Origin of the sequence: Reinekea sp. G2M2-21 (assembly GCF_015687175.1) — a bacterium.
Classification (GTDB): Bacteria; Pseudomonadota; Gammaproteobacteria; order Pseudomonadales; family Natronospirillaceae; genus Reinekea.
The window spans coordinates 150485-172500 of the sequence record NZ_JADPQG010000009.1; the positions used below are offsets into that span (position 1 = coordinate 150485).

The 22016-nt window shown below is 51.2% G+C and carries 15 protein-coding genes; 5 read left to right on the forward strand and 10 right to left on the reverse strand.

Features of this window, described 5'->3' with window-relative positions; all coding sequences use genetic code 11:
* Nucleotides 1-32: 32 nt before the first annotated feature.
* The 9 genes from IYN85_RS23220 to IYN85_RS23260 all read right to left on the reverse strand — a co-directional run bounded on the left by IYN85_RS23220 (nucleotide 33) and on the right by IYN85_RS23260 (nucleotide 10316).
* On the reverse strand, nucleotides 33-962 hold the full coding sequence (locus IYN85_RS23220) for a biotin-dependent carboxyltransferase family protein (RefSeq protein WP_196161351.1): 930 nt from the start codon (nucleotides 960-962) through the stop codon (nucleotides 33-35).
* Nucleotides 959-1645 (reverse strand): 5-oxoprolinase subunit PxpB, encoded by a 687-nt coding sequence (gene pxpB, locus IYN85_RS23225; protein ID WP_196161352.1) that lies wholly within the window; start codon nucleotides 1643-1645, stop codon nucleotides 959-961. The genes IYN85_RS23220 and pxpB overlap by 4 nt, the downstream gene beginning before the upstream one ends.
* Complete coding sequence (locus IYN85_RS23230) at nucleotides 1635-2372, reverse strand: 5-oxoprolinase subunit PxpA (RefSeq protein ID WP_196161353.1); 738 nt, start codon at nucleotides 2370-2372, stop codon at nucleotides 1635-1637. Before IYN85_RS23230 ends, pxpB begins: the two co-directional genes overlap by 11 nt.
* A gap of 47 nt (nucleotides 2373-2419) precedes the next feature.
* Nucleotides 2420-3343 carry a hypothetical protein gene (locus tag IYN85_RS23235; RefSeq protein ID WP_196161354.1) on the reverse strand — a complete coding sequence of 308 codons (924 nt, stop codon included), beginning with the start codon at nucleotides 3341-3343 and terminating at the stop codon, nucleotides 2420-2422.
* Nucleotides 3344-3545: 202 nt separating this feature from the next.
* Entirely contained in the window at nucleotides 3546-5159 is a 1614-nt protein-coding gene (locus IYN85_RS23240) for a TRAP transporter large permease (RefSeq protein WP_196161355.1), read from the reverse strand.
* A gap of 7 nt (nucleotides 5160-5166) precedes the next feature.
* Nucleotides 5167-5847: a TRAP transporter small permease gene (locus tag IYN85_RS23245; protein WP_196161356.1), complete on the reverse strand. Its 681-nt coding sequence runs from the start codon at nucleotides 5845-5847 to the stop codon at nucleotides 5167-5169.
* Between the two features lie 65 nt (nucleotides 5848-5912).
* A complete protein-coding gene (locus IYN85_RS23250; RefSeq protein WP_196161357.1) occupies nucleotides 5913-6902 on the reverse strand; it encodes a TRAP transporter substrate-binding protein in 990 nt (329 codons plus the stop codon).
* A 317-nt stretch (nucleotides 6903-7219) separates the two neighbouring features.
* Nucleotides 7220-8581 (reverse strand): sigma-54 dependent transcriptional regulator, encoded by a 1362-nt coding sequence (locus IYN85_RS23255; protein WP_196161358.1) that lies wholly within the window; start codon nucleotides 8579-8581, stop codon nucleotides 7220-7222.
* Nucleotides 8565-10316: a sensor histidine kinase gene (locus IYN85_RS23260; protein WP_196161359.1), complete on the reverse strand. Its 1752-nt coding sequence runs from the start codon at nucleotides 10314-10316 to the stop codon at nucleotides 8565-8567. The genes IYN85_RS23255 and IYN85_RS23260 overlap by 17 nt, the downstream gene beginning before the upstream one ends.
* A 153-nt stretch (nucleotides 10317-10469) precedes the next feature.
* Between IYN85_RS23260 and IYN85_RS26050 the strand changes: the two genes are divergently transcribed.
* Complete coding sequence (locus tag IYN85_RS26050) at nucleotides 10470-12329, forward strand: TIGR00341 family protein (protein WP_196161360.1); 1860 nt, start codon at nucleotides 10470-10472, stop codon at nucleotides 12327-12329.
* A complete protein-coding gene (locus IYN85_RS23270) occupies nucleotides 12311-13183 on the forward strand; it encodes a hypothetical protein (RefSeq protein WP_196161361.1) in 873 nt (290 codons plus the stop codon). The genes IYN85_RS26050 and IYN85_RS23270 overlap by 19 nt, the downstream gene beginning before the upstream one ends.
* 401 nt (nucleotides 13184-13584) lie before the next feature.
* Here IYN85_RS23270 and IYN85_RS23275 read toward each other — a convergent pair whose 3' ends face one another.
* On the reverse strand, nucleotides 13585-14814 hold the full coding sequence (locus IYN85_RS23275) for a cyanophycinase (RefSeq protein ID WP_196161362.1): 1230 nt from the start codon (nucleotides 14812-14814) through the stop codon (nucleotides 13585-13587).
* Nucleotides 14815-15524: 710 nt separating this feature from the next.
* Here IYN85_RS23275 and IYN85_RS23280 point away from each other — a divergent pair.
* The 3 genes from IYN85_RS23280 (at nucleotide 15525) to IYN85_RS23290 (ending at nucleotide 21037) form a co-directional block, all read left to right on the forward strand.
* A complete protein-coding gene (locus IYN85_RS23280; RefSeq protein ID WP_196161363.1) occupies nucleotides 15525-16097 on the forward strand; it encodes a PadR family transcriptional regulator in 573 nt (190 codons plus the stop codon).
* Nucleotides 16098-16465: 368 nt separating this feature from the next.
* A complete protein-coding gene (locus IYN85_RS23285) occupies nucleotides 16466-19291 on the forward strand; it encodes a glycoside hydrolase family 9 protein (RefSeq protein WP_196161364.1) in 2826 nt (941 codons plus the stop codon).
* A 69-nt stretch (nucleotides 19292-19360) separates the two neighbouring features.
* Nucleotides 19361-21037, forward strand: coding sequence for a carbohydrate-binding protein (locus IYN85_RS23290; protein WP_196161365.1), 1677 nt, complete (start codon nucleotides 19361-19363; stop codon nucleotides 21035-21037).
* Nucleotides 21038-22016 lie beyond the last annotated feature (979 nt).

The following is a 22016-nucleotide window of genomic DNA, read 5'->3' on the forward strand; positions in this document are numbered from 1 at the left end:
GTTTGCAACAGCGAATGTGTTGTGGCGAATTGTCAGTAGTGCAGAGTTTGCAGCGGTCGTTGCTCCATGTCGTGGCAGTACTGTCGGTATTGCTGAACAGATTGTTCCGCGTTGATAATTTCAAAGCGGATACGGGCGCCTTGGGTCAACTGCGCCAGCGTATCCAGACTTGAGCTGATCACCGAACCGATTTTTGGATACCCGCCAATGGTTTGTCTATCGCGCATTAGAATTATCGGATCGCCGTCGCCGGTAATTTGGATGGCACCGATGCAGATGCCTTCCGATGTTAACTGGGGCAGCTGTGTGTTGATCTTTTCACCTTCGAGCCGATAGCCCATGCGATCGTTTTGTTTGCCAACAAAGAACTCACAGTTGAGTATTCTTTGTTGTTCCTGTTCGGTGATAGCAGCCCATTGATAACCGGGTACGAACTGCATCACAGCATACTTACGCAGGCTCGGCTGGGCGCGGTAATCCAGCTTGAAGCGAGGCATCAAGCTGCAGGGTTCCGCGTCGAGAATCTGCTCTTTCAGAAGCGCCTGGCCAAGTCCTTCCCGTATAACTGTTGCCTGACTGCTAAACCAGGAGGCTTCACGCAGTCCACCACACACAGACAAATAGGCCCGCACACCTAAGGCAGCAAATCCGATGCTGATGACATCGCCTTTGCGGACCGGATGGCTTTGCCACAGTGCTTTGGGTTGGTTATTGATAGAAAAAGGGCAAAAGGCGCCGGTGACTGCAATGGCGGTGTCACGCAGACATTCCAATTTTAGCCCGCCGAGAGTGATTTCGAGTGCGGCCGCATCTACCGGATTGCCCACTAATCGATTCGCCAGTGCAAAGGAGCGTTTGTCCATTGGCCCGCCTTCAGTTAAACCCAGATGGGCGTAACCAAAACGGCCTTGATCCTGAATGGTGGTTAACGGCCCCGGTTTACTCACTCGAAATGTATTCATAATTCACCTCCCAGATAACGATATTCCTGTTCGTTAATAGGCATGAATTGCACACGGTCACCGACATTAAAAGGCATGACTGGATCAGCATCAGGATTAAACAATATTGAAGGGCAACGGCCGATAATATTCCAGCCGCCAGGCGACGAGGCTGGATAAATGGCGGTCTGTCTATCCGCGATCCCAACGGACCCTTGTGGCACAGTGGCACGCGGAGTGGTCAAACGTGGCATCGCGATCTGTTCATCCACATGCCCAAGGTAGGCGAAACCCGGTGCAAAGCCGATGGCATAGACTTGATAAATCGTCATGCAATGGCGGGTAATGACATCTTCAATGGCAATACCGTGATGTTCGGCGATAAGAGGTAAGTCAGGACCGGTTGTGGCATCGTAGAACACAGGCAAACGAACGAGCTGGCTGTTGTTCAACGACGGCGTTGGTCGGTGGTGTATGTCGTTGAGCAGTGTATTCAGTTTTTGAATGATCTGAGCATGATCTGTGGTTAAGGCGTTAAAGGTAACCAGTATCGAATGATAGGACGGGATACTGGTAGTGAGGTCGGGCCCCAACGATAACTGAATGGCTTGGTTGATTTGTTTTAATCGGGTGATGTTTTTAGGATCGGTTGGATCATCGAGATACAGAATGACGGAATTTTCGGACGCAATGTTAATGGTCATTAGGGTGAACCACCTGGCGTATTCGGGTAAGTTGGGCGACACCGGTCGGGTTGTCACCATGCACGCATAAGCTGTCTATGGGAAAGCATAGCCGCTGTTGGTTTTGAGTGATAATTTCTTGGCGGGCAACGATTCCGTCGACCTGTTTTAACATGGCCGATTCGTCGAGTACCGCACCGGGCTGCTGCCGGTTCAGCAGCAAACCATCATCGCCATAGCATCGATCGGCAAAAGCCTCAAACAATAATTCCACGCCCACTTCCCGTGCCTGTTGCTGGTGGTCTTCAAAGTTGGGTGTGCCCTGTAGCATCAGTGCTAGCGGTTGTGGGTAATCGGCCACTGCGCGCATAACGGTGGCGCGAATGTCACGGTCTTTCATCATGTCGTTGTACAGCGCTCCGTGCGGTTTTACATAACTGACTGTGAGGTCTTGTACCGAAGCCATGCCGATGATGGCGGCAATCTGATAGTGCAGTGTCTGGCGCAGTTCGTTGGCCGACAACGCCATACTGCGCCGACCAAAACCGGCTAAATCCGGGTAACTGGGGTGCGCACCCACTTCAACGTTGTATTGTTTTGCCAGGCGCAGGGTGTTGGCCAGGACGATAGGGTCTCCGGCGTGAAAACCGCAGGCGATATTAGCCTGGTCGATCTGAGCCATGGCCTGTTCATCGAGACCTTTGGTCCAGTGGCCAAAACTTTCGCCGAGATCGCAATTGAGTTTCATGGACATTTCCTGGTTTGGCGTTAGCGGTGCCCCCGCATAGGATTATGTCAATCGACGGTGTAGGGTGGGGCAATGAGTTCTTCGATCAGGCCTTCGCGGATCGCCTTATTGGAGATGCGCATTTTCTGAATATCAAATTTATGAAAGATGCGGTGCATGATGATATAGCCGGCACCAAATACCGCAATTCGGCGTGGATTCAGTTCTAGCAGGTGAGACAGCTGCTGCTGATTGCCTGCTTGAGTTAATACCGGCAGCAGACGGTCGAGTTGATTACGGGCGATGATACCCTCTTCTGCGATACCGAGATTGTGCATGGCCCAGCTGACCGCCTTGATGGTTCCAGAAGAACCCATGGCGTCGTCCCATTGCAGCCCTTCGAATCGGTCGGCGATGGTGTCCAATTGATCATCCACGTACTGCATACAGGCATTGAGCTGGCTTTGTGGCAGCGTGTCGTAATCGAGGAATTCTGACGTTAAGGTCACACAACCCAGTTCCAGGCTGGCAACGGCGACCGGGTCGCGCCCTTCACCGTAAATCATTTCTGTGCTACCGCCGCCAATATCCAAAACAAATCGCTTCTGCTCTGGCTGACCTTGTGACACCCCCCGGTAAATGTAGCGGGCTTCATCATCACCCGAGAGAATGCGGATAGGCTGGCCCAAAGCGGCTTCGGCCATGCGCAAAAAGTTCTGATCGTTGTTCAACTTGCGAAACGCACTGGTACCAACGGCGGAAACCTGAACCGATGGGAATGATTTGAGATAATCGTGGAAGTGAGACAAGCAGCGCAGTGCTCGGCCTTTGGTTTCGTGATTGATTCGGCCAGAATCGACACCCGCAGCCAGGCGCACCAATTCCCTGCGGCAATCGACAGACGTCAGGCGATTGTTCTCGTTCTTCATAATCACGAGATGAAAACTGTTGGAACCTAAATCAACGGCAGCAACATATTCGGGAGCGTTCATGAGCCAGTATCTTGTTATTTGACCTGAAATATAGCGGTAAAACGCCCGCAGGCCAAGTCATAGCCTGATTTCCAGTTGATTTTAATCGAAAGCACTTACCGATTTCGCGATTGTTGAGCGCTTGTAAAAGACAGGGTTTGAACCTCTGAAGGAGGGGGGCTCGGACCAGCCCCGAGCGCATGGGGCTGATCTGAGCAGCGGGTTAGCGGTTGATGATTTCCGGTCCCATCATCCAGTAAGGCAGCCAGGTAGACAGGGGCTGAATGTAAGTGACCAGAATCAGGAACAGCATCAGTACCGCCACAAAAGGCATGGCCGCGCGTACAACCTGCGATAGGCTCATGCCGGTAATACCGGACGTGACAAATAGGTTTAGCCCGATGGGCGGGGTGATCATACCGATCTCCATGTTCACCACCATGATGATGCCTAGGTGAATTGGGTCGACGCCAAGTTCCATGGCAATCGGGAATACCACTGGGGCTACGATAACCAGTAAACCGGAGGGTTCCATAAATTGGCCTCCGATCAGCAACAGGATGTTGACGGCTATCAGGAATGTAAACCAGTTAAAACCGATACCGATCATCCATTCTGTCACTATCTGCGGAATCCGTTCGGCCGATAAGGTATGCGCAAACAGCAGGGCATTGGCGATGATAAACATCAGCATGATTGTGGTTCGGGTGCCATCAATCATGACTTGACGGGACTCGCCAGCGAACAGGGTTGGGATGAACTTCCGGAAGATTAACGACAGGTTTCTTGCCCAGATGGTGGCACCGCCGCCTAACACCGTTGCCAGTGAGTCATTCGGTGTGCGGCGCCATAGGTGATAACTGCTCGCAATGGCGAGGCTCAGTGCGCCAATAACGAACCAATAGTGCGTTTTAAAGCCCTCATCGCTGTTGCCAGTGGCAAAGAACGTCAGAATAGCGATAAGACCAAAGAAAGACAGGCCGTAAACAGTCACCTTGAAACCATGTTGCGCCAATGGGCTGTCATTCTCGTTAACCCAGGGGTGTTCTTTCAGTGGTCCCATGTCGCGGTAAATAAACAGCGCCACCAACATGGAATAGATGGCCGCAACGGCTGCGGCTTCCGTTGGCGTGAAGACGCCGCCGTAAATGCCACCCATGATAATCACGACCAGAAACAGTCCCCAGCCGGCGTTCTTGGCTGAGTTCAACCAGTGCACAATACCTTTCCAGTCTTCGGCGGGAAGATTTTTCCGACGGGCGACGATGTAAATGGCGAGCATCAGCATGGTCCCGGCAATCAAGCCCGGGATAATTCCCGCCAGAAACATACGTCCCACTGAGACGTTGGTGGCCGCAGCGTATACCACCATGACGATGGACGGAGGGATCAGAATGCCGAGAGTACCGGCATTCGCAATGACCCCCGCCGCGAATTCTTTGCTGTAGCCGACTTGGCGCATGCCGACAATAGCGATACTGCCAATCGCCACCACCGTTGCCGGAGATGAACCTGATAGCGCCGCAAACATCATACAGGCCAGAACCGACGCCATGGCCAATCCGCCACGGAAATGCCCGACTGAAGCGATAGCAAAGGTGATTAACCGTTTGGCCACACCACCGTTCGACATATAGGACGAGGCCAATACGAAAAACGGAATCGCCAACAGGGTGTAGTGTTGGCCAACACCAAACAGAGTAATGGCCACGGACGACAACGAGTCGTGAGAAATAAACGTGATAAACAGTATGGACGACAAGCCCAGTGAAATACCCACCGGTACACCGGCAAACAGCAGACCGAGTACCAGCGCAAATAACAGTAATGCTTCCATAATGACCTCAGTCTGACAGGATGTTTTTGTTTTCTTCGACGAGTTCTTCCGCTTCGTGTGCGCTGATTAACATCGCGCGTTTGCCGGTGGCGATATCGACAAAAGCCTGCGCACCGCGCAACACCAACATGGCAAGCCCTAGTGGCAGAGCCAGCAAGATAACCCAGCGGTGAAAGCGTTCTTGAATGCCAAAAATTTCCTGCGCCCACACGGGGTAGCGTAATTCTTCGGCACCGATACCAATTTTGTACATCTTGGCCCAATATTCGATGGCACCGCCGCGGACATCGACACCCAGCATTTCCAGCCAGACACTGTCGAGTAACATCAGGCCGTAAGCCATGACACAAACGGCGCCGAATAAACTGAAAGTTTTCTCCAGACGTTTGGGCATTGCTTTCAACGCGATATCAACACCCAGGTGCAGGTTGGTTTTTATGCCGTAACTCATGCCGAACAGAATCAACCAGGAAAACAGTACCGTATTGAATTCGAGGGCGGCCGACCAACCGGTATTGAAACCGTAACGGGCAATCACCTGCCCGAAGGACACCAGTGTGATGAGTGCGACAATGGTGATCAGAAAGTGCTCTTCAATGTGGTGCATGAATTTATAAAAGCGCAGTTCCAGAATCCACAGAACCGCGACCAGAATGAGTAGGTACAAATGTGGCCAATACGCCGCCATAGCCAGCTCCTTAACAGAAAAATGAGGAAAGCCGGAATCCAATTAGATTCCGGCCAGGTCAGGGCTTAGTGGCTGGCGGCTGCTTTGATCAGATCCGCGCCAATTTGCTTCTCAAATTGCTTCCAGGCAGGGCTCATGGCATCAACCCACTTTTGGCGCTGTTCCGGCGTCAGTACGTTGATTTTGCCACCGGCGTCGAGAATGTTCTGACGGTTTTTCGCTTCAGCTGCTTTTACCGCAAGGTTGGCTTCCATCGTCACGTCATCGGCAATTTTTATGAAGGTTGCCCGCGTTTGCTTGTCGAGACTGTCCAGGAATTCGGTTGACGTCATGAACAAATAGGCCAGCAGCTGGTGATTGGTCTCTGTGGTGCTGTCCTGAACTTCATAGAATTTTTGCGTGTAGATGTTGGACCAGGTGTTTTCCTGACCATCGACCACGCCGGTCTGCAACGCACCGTACACTTCCGCGAAGGCCATCGGTTGTGGTGAGGCATCCATTGCTTTGATCATCGCTTTGGCAACGTCGGACGTTTGTACTCGGAATTTCAAACCTGCCGCGTCACTCGGTAAAATCAGAGGTTTGTTGGCTGAGAAATATTTCATGCCGGACATCCAGTAACCCAGGCCGACAAAGCCAACATTTTCCATGTCATTGAGCAGGTTTTTGCCTTCTTTGGATTGCGTGAAGGAAATCGCGGCATCAATGTCTTTGAAGATAAACGGCAGATCGAACACGCCAAATTTATCCGTGTAGGAGCCAAACTTAGACAGCGACGGAGCGAGTAGTTGCACATCCCCTAACAGCAACGCTTCCAATTCTTTGCTGTCGCCGAATAACGTGCTGTTTGGATACACTTCCACGCACATTTTGCCATTCAGTTCTTTATTGACCCGTTCAGCAAAGTTATTTGCCGCGACGACTTTAGGGTGTGTTGTCCCCCCGGTGACGTGACTTAATTTAGCGACGATTTCGCCTGGATCGCAGTTCGCACTGACAAAAGATGCACTTGCGATCATTGCTAACCCTGACAGGACTGAATTTATTTTACGCATTGGATTTACCCTTCTTGTATTTATTGTTGTGTAAGAGGCTCTAGCCCGGAAATTTCACCCTATCACTGCTTTCCGCAGCTCTTGACTGTCATGAACATTCCGGACTAGCCTGCGACGGTTATTGCAAAGTGAGTGCCAGGCGAGCGGTTTATGGCTGAAAAGGTTTGGTAACAAGGGGTGCGCGTGTGCGGCGGTGCTACCTGAACGTCATCGATGGGTAGCAAATAACACATCGATCGCTTGGCGATGGGTAGCAAACTACCCATGCGGATTCGCGCGGTATCCCACCGCTCTCGACCAATGAAGAATTTTCCGGACTAGCCGTCCAGATTATCCACTTCAATGTTAAGGCGTTTAATTTTGTCGTACAGTCCTTTACGCGATAAACCGAGAGCCGTGTATGTGGCTTTTAGCGAACCACCCTGGCGGACCAGTTCCTGTTCGATGACCGACCGTTCGAAGTTGTGCAGGCGTGTGGCCAGATCGCCGCTGGCGGAGGTGGGTGTCGATTGCACAAACCCATTCCACATGCCCAGCACGAAACGGTCCGCATAATTGCGTAATTCACGAACGTTGCCGGGCCAATGGTATTGCGTGAGCTGTTCCACCAGCTCCGGCGACAGGTTTGGAATGTCACGTCGGTATTTACTGCGCGCAATTCGCGCCAAATGAAAAAATAACAGTGGTATGTCTTCGCGACGATCACGCAGCGGCGGAATAGTGAAGGTCACGACGTTCAGCCGGTAATACAGATCGGCGCGGAATTTCTGTTCGCTCGCCAGAATGTCCAGATCCTCTTTGGTGGCGGCGAGAAAAGTCACGTCCAGATGGACGGTTTTGTTGCTGCCAAGAGGTTCGATGCTGCGCTGTTCAATGGCCCGTAATATTTTCGCTTGCAGCTCCAAAGGCATGGATTCGATTTCATCGAGAAACACGGTTCCGCCTTGCGCGTGTTCCAGTTTGCCAATGCGTTTTTTACTGGCGCCGGTAAACGCGCCACTTTCATGCCCGAATAGTTCACTTTCAATCATGTCTGCCGGAATGGCGGCGCAGTTGATGGCCACAAAAGGCGCCTTTTTCCGCGCTGAAAAATCGTGAATGGCGCGGGCGACCACTTCTTTGCCGCTGCCGGTTTCGCCAATAATCAGACCATCGACATTGGTGTCTGATAATGCCTCAATCTGTTCCCGCAAATAAACAATACCTTCGGAACGACCAACCAAGCGCTGACTGAGCGGGTCATGGTCGTCCAGGGATTGCCGCAAACTGCGGTTCTCCAACACCAGGCGCCGTTTTTCCAAAGCCCGCTTAACCACGTCAACCAGGCGCTGCACCGGAAAGGGTTTCTCCAAAAAGTCATAGGCGCCTTTTTGAATGGCTTCTACAGCAAGCGGTACGTCGCCGTGGCCTGTCATTAAAATAGTCGGCAGTGCCGCATCGAGCTCCGCAATTGCGGACAACAGCTCCATGCCGTTGGCGTTGGGCATCTGAATATCCGAGATGATGACGCCATAGGTATCGGTCGAAACGCGGTTCAGCAGATCACCCGGTTCGGTCGATGCCTGCACATGAAATCCGCTCAACTCCAACCCTTGCTGCAGCGCATGCAGCAAGTCCGGATCATCATCGATTAACCAGAGCGTGGCGTCCTGTTGCAGCTGTTCAAGACTGAGTGTCATTGGCATCTCCCTGGGTACCCGGCCAGCGGGGCAACGTGATTTGAAAGTTGGCACCACCGAGGTCGGAACGGGTTACGGTTAACTGCCCATGATGATCGCGCACTATGTCCTTGACTACGGAAAGTCCTAACCCAAGCCCCTGGCCATTGCCTTTAGTGGTGACGAATGGGTCAAATATCGTGTCGAGTTTGTCGTGTTCAATGCCTGGTCCGGAATCTTCTATCTGGATGCACACCGATTTCGTATCCGACTGGCTGCGGATGCGGATACGTTGTTCACCACCCATGCCCGAACGTGACCGTATTGCATCAATGGCGTTGATCAGCAGATTGACCAGAATCTGACTGACCTGAACCGTGCGACCGGTCACCAGTGTGTTCGCGGCCACCTGATTGTCAATCTGGATGTCGCTTTTGCTCAGGCGCGGCTGGATCAGCATAATTGCTTCGCTGATGCAGGCCGACAGGTTGACCTGATCAAATTCGTCATCGGGTTTGCGAGCAAAACTCATCAGCGTTTTAGATAAATCACCGAGACGATCGGTCTGCGCAATAATGCGCTGAAGGTTCTCCTCCACGGGTTCTGTGCGGCCGCGTTGAATGAATTGCAGGGCGTTGTCAGCGTAGGTGCGCATCGCGGCCAACGGCTGGTTGTATTCGTGACTTAAGGTGGTGCTCATTTGCCCGATGGTGGCGAGTTTTGCCGAGTGTATGAGCTCCTTTTGGGTGGCCTTTAGCTGTTGCTCGGCACGCCGACGTTCGCTGACTTCTTCGGTAAGGTTCTCGTTGGCGCTTTGCAATTCCGCAGTACGGAAATTAATTTGCCGTTCCAGTTCGGCGGCGTACAAGCGGTCCCGCAAGACAGCTTTCACCTGCAGCTCTCGGCGCCGGATAAACAGTGTAAAAAAGATCACAATAGACAGCACCGCCAGGGCGCTGGCGTACCACATCTGGCGCACCAGGAAGATTCGTTCAATGGGTTGATACGCCAATATATGCCAGCCCATGGTTTCCAGATCGGTCGCGGCCATTACGTAATCCGGGTTTTGCCCAAAGCGGTCGACATCGGTTCGGGTGCGGCCAATCCAATTCCGTTCGCTTGCCAAAGCTATGGCACCGCCGTCATCAAACGCCAATATGGCGGTGCCTGACAACGACCAGGATTCAAACACCTGCGCGAGATCCACCATAAACACCAAAATGTAGCGCTCGGTTGTGTTGCGGGTCAGGGTTGAGGAAAAACCGTATAGCTGGGTTTCGGCATCGAGATAGAGGTATTGTCGTCCGAGTCGGGCTTCTTTGGGGGCGATCACCAGGTTGGTGGCACTCAGCTGTGGGTAGTGGCGGACATCATGCCGAGCCGAATGCAGCAAATCGCCGCCATCCGACAGAATCAGAACGTCATGCGCGCCGGTCACATAGGCCAATTGCTTCAACCAGGTGGTGCTCACATCTGTGCGTTGAATGTCGATTTTCTCGCCATGACGTGCCATTAACACCGGCAACAGCCGGTATTTTTCGAGGTGGCTTTCGAGAATTTCAATTTGCAGCACCAGCTCTTGGCGTGCTTGTTCGGCGGCGGAGTTCAGAATGCGTTGGAAGCCGCGCTGATAGAGCACCTGATGCAGGCTCAAAATTGTGAGCACACACAAACAAAATGCAATGACCCACAGGCCCTTATTGCGTTGCCAATATTGCTGGCGGCTGTCAATTTGTCGTATCGCGTCTGTTGCCATGATCTTCTTTTTTCTGACCACTATAGCAGACCGCCCCGGGGCGCCGTCGACCATAATTAGTCGTAGGGTTTTAATATCCTTCGGCATCGCACATGGGAACATGTTCGAAAACTGAGGTATCCTTAGGGCTGTTTAGACCACAAGGAAAGATGTGTGAACTGTTGCCTGATTATTAATTCTGCCGACGCCAGCAGTGAGTTGCTGGCTCGGCTATTGCCCGATTCTCACACCCTATGTGTGTTGCGCTGGCCGGAGGATCAGTCGTTTCTGGCTGATTTTGACCACTGGGTGGTGTACCTGGATGACCCGGAACTGAGGGCGCTGCTGACCGCTAACCGGCAGACCGAAGCGGTTGTGCATCTGTTGACACATCTGCAATCACGTCACGGTTGCCGGGGTTTTTGTTTGCCATCTAAAAGCGGCCCACTGCCTGACGATTTTCAACAACGGACCGTGGTTAATGTCGACCTGTTGTTTTGTAACGATCAATTGGTGCTGAATAAGGCCGTGATCGGTAAAGCCTTTAATTATCAACCTGGGGGGCACAGTAAAAACCTCTGGCAACGGCTGCAAAGCACGTGGCATCAGTTGCGTCACTTGCGGGACTATCGCCCTCAGCCTTTTAAACTGACGACCGCCAACGAAACACAAATCGAAACCGCTGCCGTCGGTATTACGACCACGGCGCATGTGTTGAATTCTGGGTTGTCAAAAAATTTGCTGACGGAAAATTACGCAAATGACGGTCTGTTTTATTCGCTGATCGTTGCGCCAAAAAGTATTCAGGAAATGCTGAACCATGTGGTGTTAGCATCGCTTTCCCGTGCCACTAAGCAACCCGGCTTTATCGGCGTGTTACGCTCGAAACAGTTGCTGGTTGAAAGCCCGGTTGAATTTGAATGCCGTCTGGACGAACAGACATTGACTGAGCGCAGAGCGGTTTTTGAGGTACACGAGAAAAGTCTGCGGCTGGCGGTGGATGCCACATCGCCCCTGTTAAATACCGGTGCGCGTCATAAAGAAACCCGCAAGATTAAACAGCTGCCATCGGCGCAGGAGTCCGTAACCGCGTTGTCGGGTGATCCGCTTCCGTGGATTACTCACGCCGCCACTGAAGACTTCCGCGAGCTATACCAGCAGTTGCGTGAAAATGCCAAAGTGAGCAGTACCTTTCTGATCTTTATGGTGCTGTCGACCTTGCTCGCCAGCTTTGGTCTGTACGCGAATTCAGCACCGGTGATTATTGGTGCCATGATTCTCGCGCCGCTGATGGCGCCCATTGTTTCGTTGGCCATGGCGTTTACGCGGCAAGACGAAAACCTGATGGTGGCCAGCGCAAAAACCCTGTTTATTGGTTTTGCCATGGCTGTTGGTTTTGCCATGTTATTGTCGTTTTGGTTGCCGTTGCAAATAGAGACCAGCGAAATTTCCGCACGCTTGCGGCCAACGCTTTTGGACCTGGGGATCGCCATTATTTCCGGAATTGCCAGTGCCTATGCCTATGCCCGTGCACAGGCAGCAAAAAGTCTTGCCGGGGTTGCCATTGCGGTCGCGCTGGTGCCGCCTCTGGCGGTTGTCGGCATCGGGCTGGGCTGGCTGTCTTTTCGGGTCGCCGGCGGGGCGTTATTGCTGTTTGTGACCAACCTTGCTGGTATCGTATTTTCCGCATCCGCGACCTTTTTGCTGCTCGGCTTTGCGCCTTTTTCACGTGCTCGCAAAGGTATTGTGACTGCGTTGATTTCGGTTGCGTTGGTCAGTATTCCGCTGGCTGTCAGTTTCCACCAGCTTGCCAAAGAGGCGTCGATTGTTTGGGGTATTGAACACTTGCCCACATCCGATTTGGAAATCCGCTCTGTCAAGGTGTTGGGCACTCGGGTACCGGCGCGGATTTATTTGGAAGTGGTGTCGTCCGGGTTGTTGGATAATGTGAAGATTCGACGGTTGAAATCGGCCATCGAGGAAGAGTTAGAGATGGCCGTTGAATTGGAAGTGAATTGGATTACGCTCTATTGAATATCGCTAAAACAGACGTCATGCCTCGCCCAAGAGCGGTTACGATCATCAGCTGGTTGTTCGTTGTCAGCAGTTTGTTCAGTCTGGCGGGAGGTGTTTATCTCGCGCTTAGTGAACGCGCGCTGGCATTGCTGCAGGATAATGGTATTCCGGTTTGGGTGTCTGTCTCGGTTACTCTGTTGTCGGCGGTATTGTATGGCATGTCGGGTGTGATGATGTTGCGCGGGCAGAACGCAGGACGACAAATTTTACTCTATGGGTTGCTACCCGTGATGGTCATCAGTTGTTTTTTTACCGCGCATCCGTTAGCGGCCATCCCCAGTGCGGTGCTGACCGGTTTGATGATCTTGCCGTTGTACCAACCGCTTACCCATCGTTTTTTCCTGCATCAATTAACCGCCGAGGACATTGAAAAAATTCAAGCCCGCAATGCCGTCGCTCAATCGGGCGGTGTCCGCAAAGGTGTCGCTATTCTCGGTTTTACCGTACTTGGTGTCTTGATTTACATCGTCAGTTTTGCCTGCTTTTTGAAGGTGAGTGGCTTGTTTATGATTGCCGCGATGATGCAAACCTATGGTCTGCCTGTGCTGCTGTGTTATCTGGTGTCGTTGTGGTTGTATCCAACGTCCATGCGTTGGTTCGCGGCAGGCTTAAGCTTTTTGATTGGTGCATCCATCACTCTGTTCGTGTTGCTGGTGGCGCATAACTATCCGCTACCTGAGCCATTCAGCGAACTGGATTTGAAAGCGCAGTTTTCGAATTACGCGGTTGGCTTACCGGTTATTGGCTTTCTGTATTTTACGGGGCTGCTGCATATCGCGTTGGGCATTTGGTTGAAACGCAAATCAAGTTAGTGTCCTGAGTCAGAAGTTCGCATGAATTCAGCGTGCCATTCAAGTTCTATAGCTAGGCGTGTCTCGCAGTTAATGGTTATTCCATTGGCAAGAGACAGAACAACGCTAGAGAGCTTGAATGACGCGCCCAAATGGAGCTCATGGAAAACACGATTACAGCGTTGATCTTCTTGAAAAGATCTCGATATTCTCTACAAAGAGCGCCTTGTACTAGCGCTTCCCATGAGCTCTGAAACGATACGAACTTTAGACTCAGGACACTAGTGGGGCATGCAAAAAACAAAGAAGCGAATCGCTGCAGCCGTCGTTTAAAAAATGTTCGGCGCAGTACTACGACGCCTTCACTTTTCCGCTTTGCCCTGGGCGACACAGGACGCCCAATGTGGGCGCCCCCAGATCCGTTATGGCAGTGACACCGGCGTGACGCTTTTGTTGTACATATCCAGTCGCATACCATCGAAAGAAGTATTGCTGGAACCAAATGCATAAAAATCGGCACTCTTCGACAGGCGGACCGCATAGCGCGGGCTGCGCTCTCTGGTTTGACCAATCACACTACGGTCGCTGCTCAGCGCGAGCGAGATTCCCATGCCGATCATTTCTCTCGGGGAAGTACTGGAAAACACATCGCGGGAAATGGATGCACGACCGCTTGCAGACGGTTGCGCGCGCGTATTGCTCAGCAGCCCCGTGTGCAGATCGATAAGGTCCTGATCCGTCCCGTGGGTCCAGACCACGTTGTACAGTTCATAACTGTTGCTGTTGCCGGTATAGGATTGACTCAGATCGAAACGATGCACACCACCCACTCCGATCACTTCGCCATCTGCTGCGGTGCCATTGGCACCGACAATCAACAACGCGGTTTCTTCATCGATGCCCCAGGCGGTATCGATGTTACGATCATAGGCTAATTCAACGATGCGACCCGCGCGTCCACGCGCACTAAAGTGTGTGTCGATCAGCCCATAGTTAAACAAAGCAAAGCCCGGTTGCGTGTAAGTGAGGTCATCCGGGTCGACTTCTGTGCCCAATTGATAGGCCCCATATCGCAATGCGTTGTATGACAATCCCCCGGTGATCATGACATCGCCCATGACGGCAGTGCCCGCTGAGGAGCCGGCAATCACGGCATTGCCACTGTTGTATTGTTGGCGGATTTTGGTCATTGCGGCGGAGTCTTGACCATTGTGGATGAAGCTCTCCAGGTAACGGCTTTGGTCACCACCGCTGAAAAACAAACCGGTCGCGTTGGCAATCAGGTTCACCACCGCGGGGTCATTCGCGTTGTTAATGGTGGCGGCATCCACAGGGATCCAATAGGCATCGATACCGTAAGATTGAAACAGATCGACATAATAGTTAGCGTTCATTTTCGAATTGCTCACAGTAGGGTCGTTGCACCCGCCGCTGGTACTGGTGCCGTATTGTTGGCAGTCCAGATCATACGGATAAGAGCCGGCGGTAATCACGCCAACGGCACCGGCATTACCGCCGCTGAGGTTGACAAATCGCGAAATGATATCGGCGTTTTCATTCAAAGCACCACCGATCAATAAAAGTGTGGGCTCGGCTCCGATGGCCGTACCCAGGCCAATGCTTAAACCGATTCCTGCAATTGTTTTTTTCATAGATAGATTCATAGTGTTCTCTCTTACCTGTTGCCAGTATTGGCACTTTTTTTCTTATCAGCGCGATCCAGCCAACGCTGTTTTTTTGTTAGCGCACAGGCACTACCTATTCACCAAAAAAATAGTTTGGAGAATATAAAAGCTGTGCGCAGACTTTGAGTTTGGTCAGACTGAAAGAGAATTCATTTCGCGTTTAAACGTCGAACGCAAAACAGGCATTCAATGTCAGCGGGACCAAAAGTAACAGAAGATCGAAACCGAAGTTTCGCTAAGGGAAGGCTATTCGTCGAACCACTCGCTGAGCGTGTGGCCCTCATCGAGATGATGATGTGACTCGTGTTGTTTACGTTTCATGTCGTAACAGTTGCACTCGTAAGGAAATTCATTGCTACTAAAAGTGACTTATTGGTGCAAAAAATTTCATTCAAAGGTTAATTTTGTTCTGAGATAAAAACAAAGCAGAATCTGTTCCAGGTTTCATTGCTTACTGTTGATCAGTCATTTCCAATGCAGGCGGTTCAGCCTATTCAGTGATCGCCGATGATCTGTTCTGCATGGTGTAATGGTTGAATACATCACAACGCTTGTGGTGACGGGTTACGAAGGATGATGAAATCATGAGACAAGGAGTGTTAATATCGCCAAATTGATTTGAACGCTTTACGTCAACGCAGTAATAACATAAAAACTATAAGGCTAATTGGACTCATATGAATCGCTACGACTTGATCATCTTAGGTTTGCTCGAAAAAAATCCGCAGCATGGCTACGACATTAAAATGTTTATTGAGGAACATGAGCTGAATAAATGGGCGAACATTAATGTCAGTTCCATTTACAACCGATTAGGTTGGCTAAGTAAGTACGACTTTATTCGGGGTAATGAAGAGCAAGTCGGTAACCGTCCGATCCGCAATAATTTCACGATCACCGACAAGGGGCGCGAGTTATTGCATCAGGAAATTCGTGATTTTCTGAGTGGATTTAATGATGACCCGCGAACGTTGGGATTGTCGTTTTTGCACGCACTGCCGCGGGAAATGGCGCTAGAAACGCTGGCCGCTCACATTGAATACCTGGAAAAGGAAGTGTCCCGTCAACGAAGGATCATTCGCGAAAAGAGGAAAACGCACCCTATGTTGCATGATCTTTCACCTATTTTATCCAATATGTCTCTGGACCACATTAAAGTTGAACTGAAATATATGAAGGCGGTATACGAGGTGTTGGAGAACAGTGACAGCGCCCAACAACTTTTGGATATCTTCGATATTAATAACTGATTATCTGCGTGTCATAGTGGCTTTTCTGACAGGGGCGCTTGACCCCTGCTATACCCCTCGCTATCCATTATCAAATAAACCCGTTTTTCTGCGCTCAGTGAAGCAGGGACCAACGAGTTTCGTGTGTCCTGACAACCGGCTTGTGATGCAGTTCAAAAAATTCAGCTTTGCTTATTTATTGTTCACTCCTTAATCGGTATTTTAGTCTAGTTTAGAATATTAGGTCGACCTTAATATTGGTTTTGGCGATCGAATATTTTAAAAAGGTAATTTAGCACTAATAAAAATAACCGGCTGAATACCGCTCAGTTGTCTCCATCTGCGATGTTAATAAACCATAAAAACTACGCCATTAGGAAACAAAAAAGATGAAGCAATATAGCATCAAAATGAAAGCGCTTACACTGTGTCTTGGCTGTCTGCCCGCTTTGGGTGTCCATGCCGCTGAAAATTACGCAGAAGCTCTGCAAAAATCGATTTACTTTTACGAAGCTCAACAATCGGGTGTACTGCCGGATTGGAACCGCAATGAGTGGCGGGGTCCTTCCGGGTTGTCAGACGGACAGGACAACGGAGTTGACCTGACCGGTGGCTGGTACGACGCTGGCGACCACGTGAAGTTTGGCTTCCCGATGGCCGCCAGCGCCACCATGTTGGCTTGGGGTGTGGTTGACTACCGTGATGCCTATTTGCAAACGAATCAACTGGACCACATTAAGAATAACCTGCGATTTGTCGCGGATTACTTTCTCAAGGCCCATACCGGTCCTAACGAGTTGTACGGCCAGGTGGGTAAAGGTTCCACCGATCACTCCTGGTGGGGATCTGCTGAAGTGATGCGCATGGCGCGTCCGTCATACAAAGTCGACGCACAAAACCCGGGTTCGGACCTGGCCGGAGAAACCGCCGCCGCGTTGGCCGCCATTTCGATGGTGTTTGCAGGTGACGAGCCTGCCTATGCTGCTCAATTACGTCAACATGCCGAACAGCTGTATGCGTTTGCCGATCAGTACCGGGGCAAGTATTCGGATGCCATCACCGATGCTCAGGCTTTTTATAATTCATGGAGTGGTTATCAGGACGAGTTGGTCTGGGGCGCGATATGGCTTTATCGGGCAACGGGTAACAGTACCTATTTGGACAAAGCAAAATCCGAATACGCATTCCTGAATACTGAAAATCAATCGACGTTGAAGTCTTACAAATGGGGCCAGGCCTGGGACGACAAAAGCTACGGCAGTTATGTTCTTCTGGCCGCATTAACAGAGGGCGCTGAATACGAAACCGACGCGGAACGTTGGCTGGATTATTGGACCGTTGGCTATCAAGGCCAGCGCATAACCTATACCCCAGGCGGGCTCGCCTGGCTGGATACCTGGGGAGCTAACCGATACGCGGCGAATACCGCTTTCCTGGCCCTGGTATACGCTGACCATCTGACGACTGCCGGTAAAAAAGCTGCCAAAGCGCAAACCTATCATCAGTTTGCTAAGCGTCAGATCGATTATATTCTGGGGGACAACCCGAATAACATTAGCTATCAGATCGGTTATGGTGCGAACCATCCGACCAAACCTCACCATCGCACGGCACATGGTTCTTGGAACGACAGCATCAGCTCGCCCGTTGAAAACCGGCACTTGCTGGTCGGCGCGCTGGTGGGCGGACCAGGTGCGGATGACTCCTACGCTGACAGCCGCAGCGATTACACCAAAAACGAAGTCGCGACTGACTATAACGCTGGCTTTACGTCAGCACTGGCGCGTTTGGCGGGTGAATACGGTGGCACACCCATTCCGGATTCTCAATTTCCGGCAGCGGAAGTAAAAGACCAGGAGTTCTTTGTTGATGCCAAGGTGAACTCGCAAGGCAGCCGTCATATTGAAATCAGCGCCCGCGTGCACAATCACACGGCTTGGCCTGCGCGATCGAGTGATCAGCTGCATTTCCGTTATTGGGTTGATCTGAGTGAAGTCTTCGCGGCGGGTTATTCGCTGTCCGACGTCACTGTCAGTACCGCCTACAACCAGGGTAGCGGGGCATCGCAATTGCAAGTGTGGGGCGATCCAACAGACAACCTCTATTACACAGATGTCTCCTTTTCCGGAGTGGACATTTACCCTGGTGGTCAGTCGGCCTCGAAAAAAGAAGTGCAGTTCCGGTTGGCTTTGCCGTCCAATTCAAACGCACCGGAGTGGGACAACAGCAATGACCCGTCCTGGGATAACTACAGCAACGCTCATGTGACCGCGCCAAAAATTGCGTTATACGACGGTGACAGTTTGGTGTTTGGTCAGGAACCTTCCGCCGGGTGTGGTGGCGATACCAACGTGAATTGTTTACCGAGTGCCAGCGATGTGTCGGCCTCTACATCGTTCAATACGGTGGTGGATATCACTCTGTCAGGCTCCGACAGTGATGGTTCTGTGGTGGGTTTTGCCGTCACCGACGCACCGTCTAATGGGACTGTCGTTGTCAGTGGCGCTACAGCGACCTATACCCCGAACACGGATTATGTCGGCAACGACAGCTTTAAGTTTGTCGCGATAGACAACGATGGCGCGCAATCCAATGTAGCCACGGCGTCTGTTAATGTGGAGGCACCTGAGGTGCCGTTCGTGTCGATTACATCCCCCGTGACTGGCAGTGACGTCAATACCGACGCGACTGTGACACTCGTGCTGCAAACCGGATTTATCAGCGCCGTGAACGTTTATGTTGACCAAGCATTGGTGGTGGCTGGCTCCACGGCAACCATGATTCCGGTGACGGCACCGTCTGTCCCAGGCGTGATGAACATTGTTGTGGTGGCGTTGGACGATCAAGGCAATGAACTGAGCGTTCAGGATGCCATCGTTCTAAATATTCAGGAACCGGTAGAGGGTGGTGATATTCAATGCGCAGTTTCCGGTCAGGACGTGTGGAATTCAGGCTTTGTGCTGAACCCGATCACTGTGACAAATACCGGTACCGACACCGTAACGCAGTGGCGCGTAGAACTCACCTTTAGCCAGCCGGTTATTTTCGTCAATGGCTGGAATGCGGAGTTTAGCAGTGCGACGTCCGGCTTATCCGTACAGGCATCGGGCGTTAGTTACAACCAACAACTGGCGCCGAATCAATCCATTACCTTTGGTTTCCAGGGTAACCACAGTGGACAGTTTGGCGAGGTGCAGTGCACAGCGATACCGTAGTTTTTATTGCGGGCAGTGTTGTGTTGTCGCTGCTCGTTTCTTCCCAACGTAAAGCAACAAGGTAAAACAATGAAAATAAAAACAACAAAGAAACCAGGACTGAGTCTGGTTCTTGTCGGTGTTCTCACCGCAGGACTGGCCGGTGCGCAAACGTTTCAGGCTGAGGACTACAGCAACTATTTTGATACCACGGCCGGTAATACAGGCGGTGCCTATCGAAACGACAATGTGGATATTGAAGCGACCAGCGACGTAGGTGGTGGTTACAATGTCGGTTGGATCGATACATCAGAGTGGTTGTCGTATACGGGGCTGAATATTGCTCAAAGTGGTACCTACAAAGTCAGTCTTCGTGTCGCCAGTAGTGCCGGTGCACAATTGAGTGTTGACCTGAATGGCGGCGAACAAGTACTTGGCAGTTTCAATGTGCCCGCGACCGGGGGCTGGCAACAATGGCAAACGCTGGAGCAAACCGTTGAACTGAATGCCGGTGTATACGACCTGGGTGTCTATGCGGTGACCGGCGGAGTAAATATAAACTGGCTGAGCGTAGAACCTGTTTCAACCGGGGGATCTGCTGTCAAACTGGAAGCCGAAGACTATATCGACTTTGAAGACACCACTGCAGCGAACTTGGGTGGCGCGTATCGTTCAGACGCGGTCGATATTGAAGCCACTACCGACACCAACGGCGGTTACAACGTCGGTTGGTGGGAAGCCGGTGAATGGTTGGCGTACCCTGCTACGTCATTGGCGGCGGGTCAGTACACTATTAAATTGCGCGTCGCCAGCCCTGCGGGTGCGACCGTCAGTGTCGACTTCAACGCAGGTTCACTGCCCGTAGGCCCCGTCACTATTCCCGCCACCGGAGGCTGGCAGAATTGGCAAACCGTGGAAATTACGACCAACCTGGCGGCAGGTGATTACGCCCTGGGTGTGTTTGCACAGACCGGTGGTTTTAACCTGAACTGGATTGAAATTGAATCCACGGGTGTTCAGCCACCGCCGCCACCACCGACCGTCACCTGGAGTGACGAATTCGACACGTTAAACACCTCCGTTTGGAACATTGAAAGCGGCGGCCACGGTTTTGGTAATAACGAACTGCAATGGTATTCCAACGGTCAGAACCTGAGCATTCAGTACGATGCGCAAGCGCAAAGTAATGTCTTGGTGATTGAAGCACGCAAAGAAGAAGGCGGCCCATGTTGGCACGGTGGTAACTGCGGTTATACCTCAGGAAAAATCACCACACGATTTAATAAAAGTTTCAAATATGGGCGGATGGAAGCTCGTATGAAATTGCCACGTGTGCAAGGCATCTGGCCAGCGTTCTGGATGTTAGGTGATAACTTCAATACCCAGGGATGGCCACAGGGTGGTGAGATTGACATCATGGAGCATGTCAACACCAACAATATCACCTCTGGCGCGTTACACGGTCCTGGCTACTCAGGTAATACACCCATTACCGGCCATCTGGACCACGCTGCAAGTATCGATCAGGACTACCATGTCTACGCGGTAGAATGGGATGCCAATGGTATACGTTGGTTTGTCGATAATCTCAACTTCTACAGCGTCACCAAAGCTCAGGTTCAACAGTATGGTGAATATGTTTACGATCAGCCGTTCTGGTTCTTGTTGAATCTCGCGGTCGGCGGTAACTGGCCTGGCGATCCGGATCACGCTAACTTTGGTCCAACACGCATGTATGTCGATTACGTTCGGGTGTATCAAAACTAATATGACATGATTTGAAAGGGAGCAACGGCTCCCTTTTTTTATGGGCGAACATGAAAGGATCGTTTTTATGTCGATGATTTCATTGTCTAGTTTTTGGAAATGAATCGGGAATGTGTTGGTGCAATTTTAATGATTGGTTATTGAATTATTTCAGGTGCTCTTTCTAAGGAGCGGTCTGAATGTCATATGTTGAAGTTTGGTCTTGCCAGAAGATTAAAACGTAAGTGGTTAAGGGCTAGTCCGCTCTCGCGATTCCGGTTTTACTGCCAGACGAATAAAGTTCATGGAGGATTTTCCCCCAAGGGGCGATCCGAATGGTACTTACTTAAGCTTGTTCAATGGAATTTGCATCAATGTGTGACTTGGTTTCGCTGAGTTTTTTACTTCAAGTATTAAATCTGTTTCGAAGACCATGGTTCCGTGTTAACCAAAAGATTTCTTGGAGGATTTTTCTTTCCAAGGGGAGATCCCCTTGATCCGGCCTTCACCAGAGGTGAAGTCGTTAAAATCGAATCGAAGCCCATTGGGGCTTCGCTTTTAATCGATTTTAACCCCCCTTCTGTCGCCCGCTTTGGTGCTCTTCCTTAATTGTCACTTTCTTCGAACGGTCGCTTGAGCGTGCGTCCCTGCACGCGCGGCGCTTACAAGGGCATCCATGCCCTTGAACCCGTTGCGACGTGCCAATTAAGTCAGCCAAAACAGATGCGACGGAGTGGTTATATACGCCAACGTCGGCAATGGCTTTCGATTGTTTAGTTTGTACTATTTGTGACACAGAATTATAGATAACCATGTCTGTCAAGAACGACCTGTCGAAGAAGACATTGACGAGAGTGAATGTTTGTTTTTTGAGGTGGCTTTGGTTGTTAAGGGCTAATTCCGAATCGTCGGACTGGTGCGGCCCGTATCGGTGAAAGATTCACATTGAAACCGAGTCACTGAATGGTGCATGTGCCGAAGAGATAAGCGCAAGCGCTTA

Bases quoted from the DNA above. Each gene is read 5' to 3' on its own strand.
- IYN85_RS23255 (WP_196161358.1), bottom strand. From the start codon at position 8,581: ATGACACTCAGTCTTGAACAGCTGCAACAGGACGCCACGCTCTGGTTA.
- IYN85_RS23245 (WP_196161356.1), bottom strand. From the start codon at position 5,847: ATGGCGGCGTATTGGCCACATTTGTACCTACTCATTCTGGTCGCGGTT.
- IYN85_RS23250 (WP_196161357.1), bottom strand. From the start codon at position 6,902: ATGCGTAAAATAAATTCAGTCCTGTCAGGGTTAGCAATGATCGCAAGT.
- IYN85_RS23235 (WP_196161354.1), bottom strand. From the start codon at position 3,343: ATGAACGCTCCCGAATATGTTGCTGCCGTTGATTTAGGTTCCAACAGT.
- IYN85_RS23220 (WP_196161351.1), bottom strand. From the start codon at position 962: ATGAATACATTTCGAGTGAGTAAACCGGGGCCGTTAACCACCATTCAG.
- IYN85_RS23260 (WP_196161359.1), bottom strand. From the start codon at position 10,316: ATGGCAACAGACGCGATACGACAAATTGACAGCCGCCAGCAATATTGG.
- IYN85_RS23280 (WP_196161363.1), top strand. From the start codon at position 15,525: ATGAATCGCTACGACTTGATCATCTTAGGTTTGCTCGAAAAAAATCCG.
- IYN85_RS23290 (WP_196161365.1), top strand. From the start codon at position 19,361: ATGAAAATAAAAACAACAAAGAAACCAGGACTGAGTCTGGTTCTTGTC.
- IYN85_RS23275 (WP_196161362.1), bottom strand. From the start codon at position 14,814: ATGAAAAAAACAATTGCAGGAATCGGTTTAAGCATTGGCCTGGGTACG.
- IYN85_RS23230 (WP_196161353.1), bottom strand. From the start codon at position 2,372: ATGAAACTCAATTGCGATCTCGGCGAAAGTTTTGGCCACTGGACCAAA.
- pxpB (WP_196161352.1), bottom strand. From the start codon at position 1,645: ATGACCATTAACATTGCGTCCGAAAATTCCGTCATTCTGTATCTCGAT.
- IYN85_RS23285 (WP_196161364.1), top strand. From the start codon at position 16,466: ATGAAGCAATATAGCATCAAAATGAAAGCGCTTACACTGTGTCTTGGC.
- IYN85_RS23240 (WP_196161355.1), bottom strand. From the start codon at position 5,159: ATGGAAGCATTACTGTTATTTGCGCTGGTACTCGGTCTGCTGTTTGCC.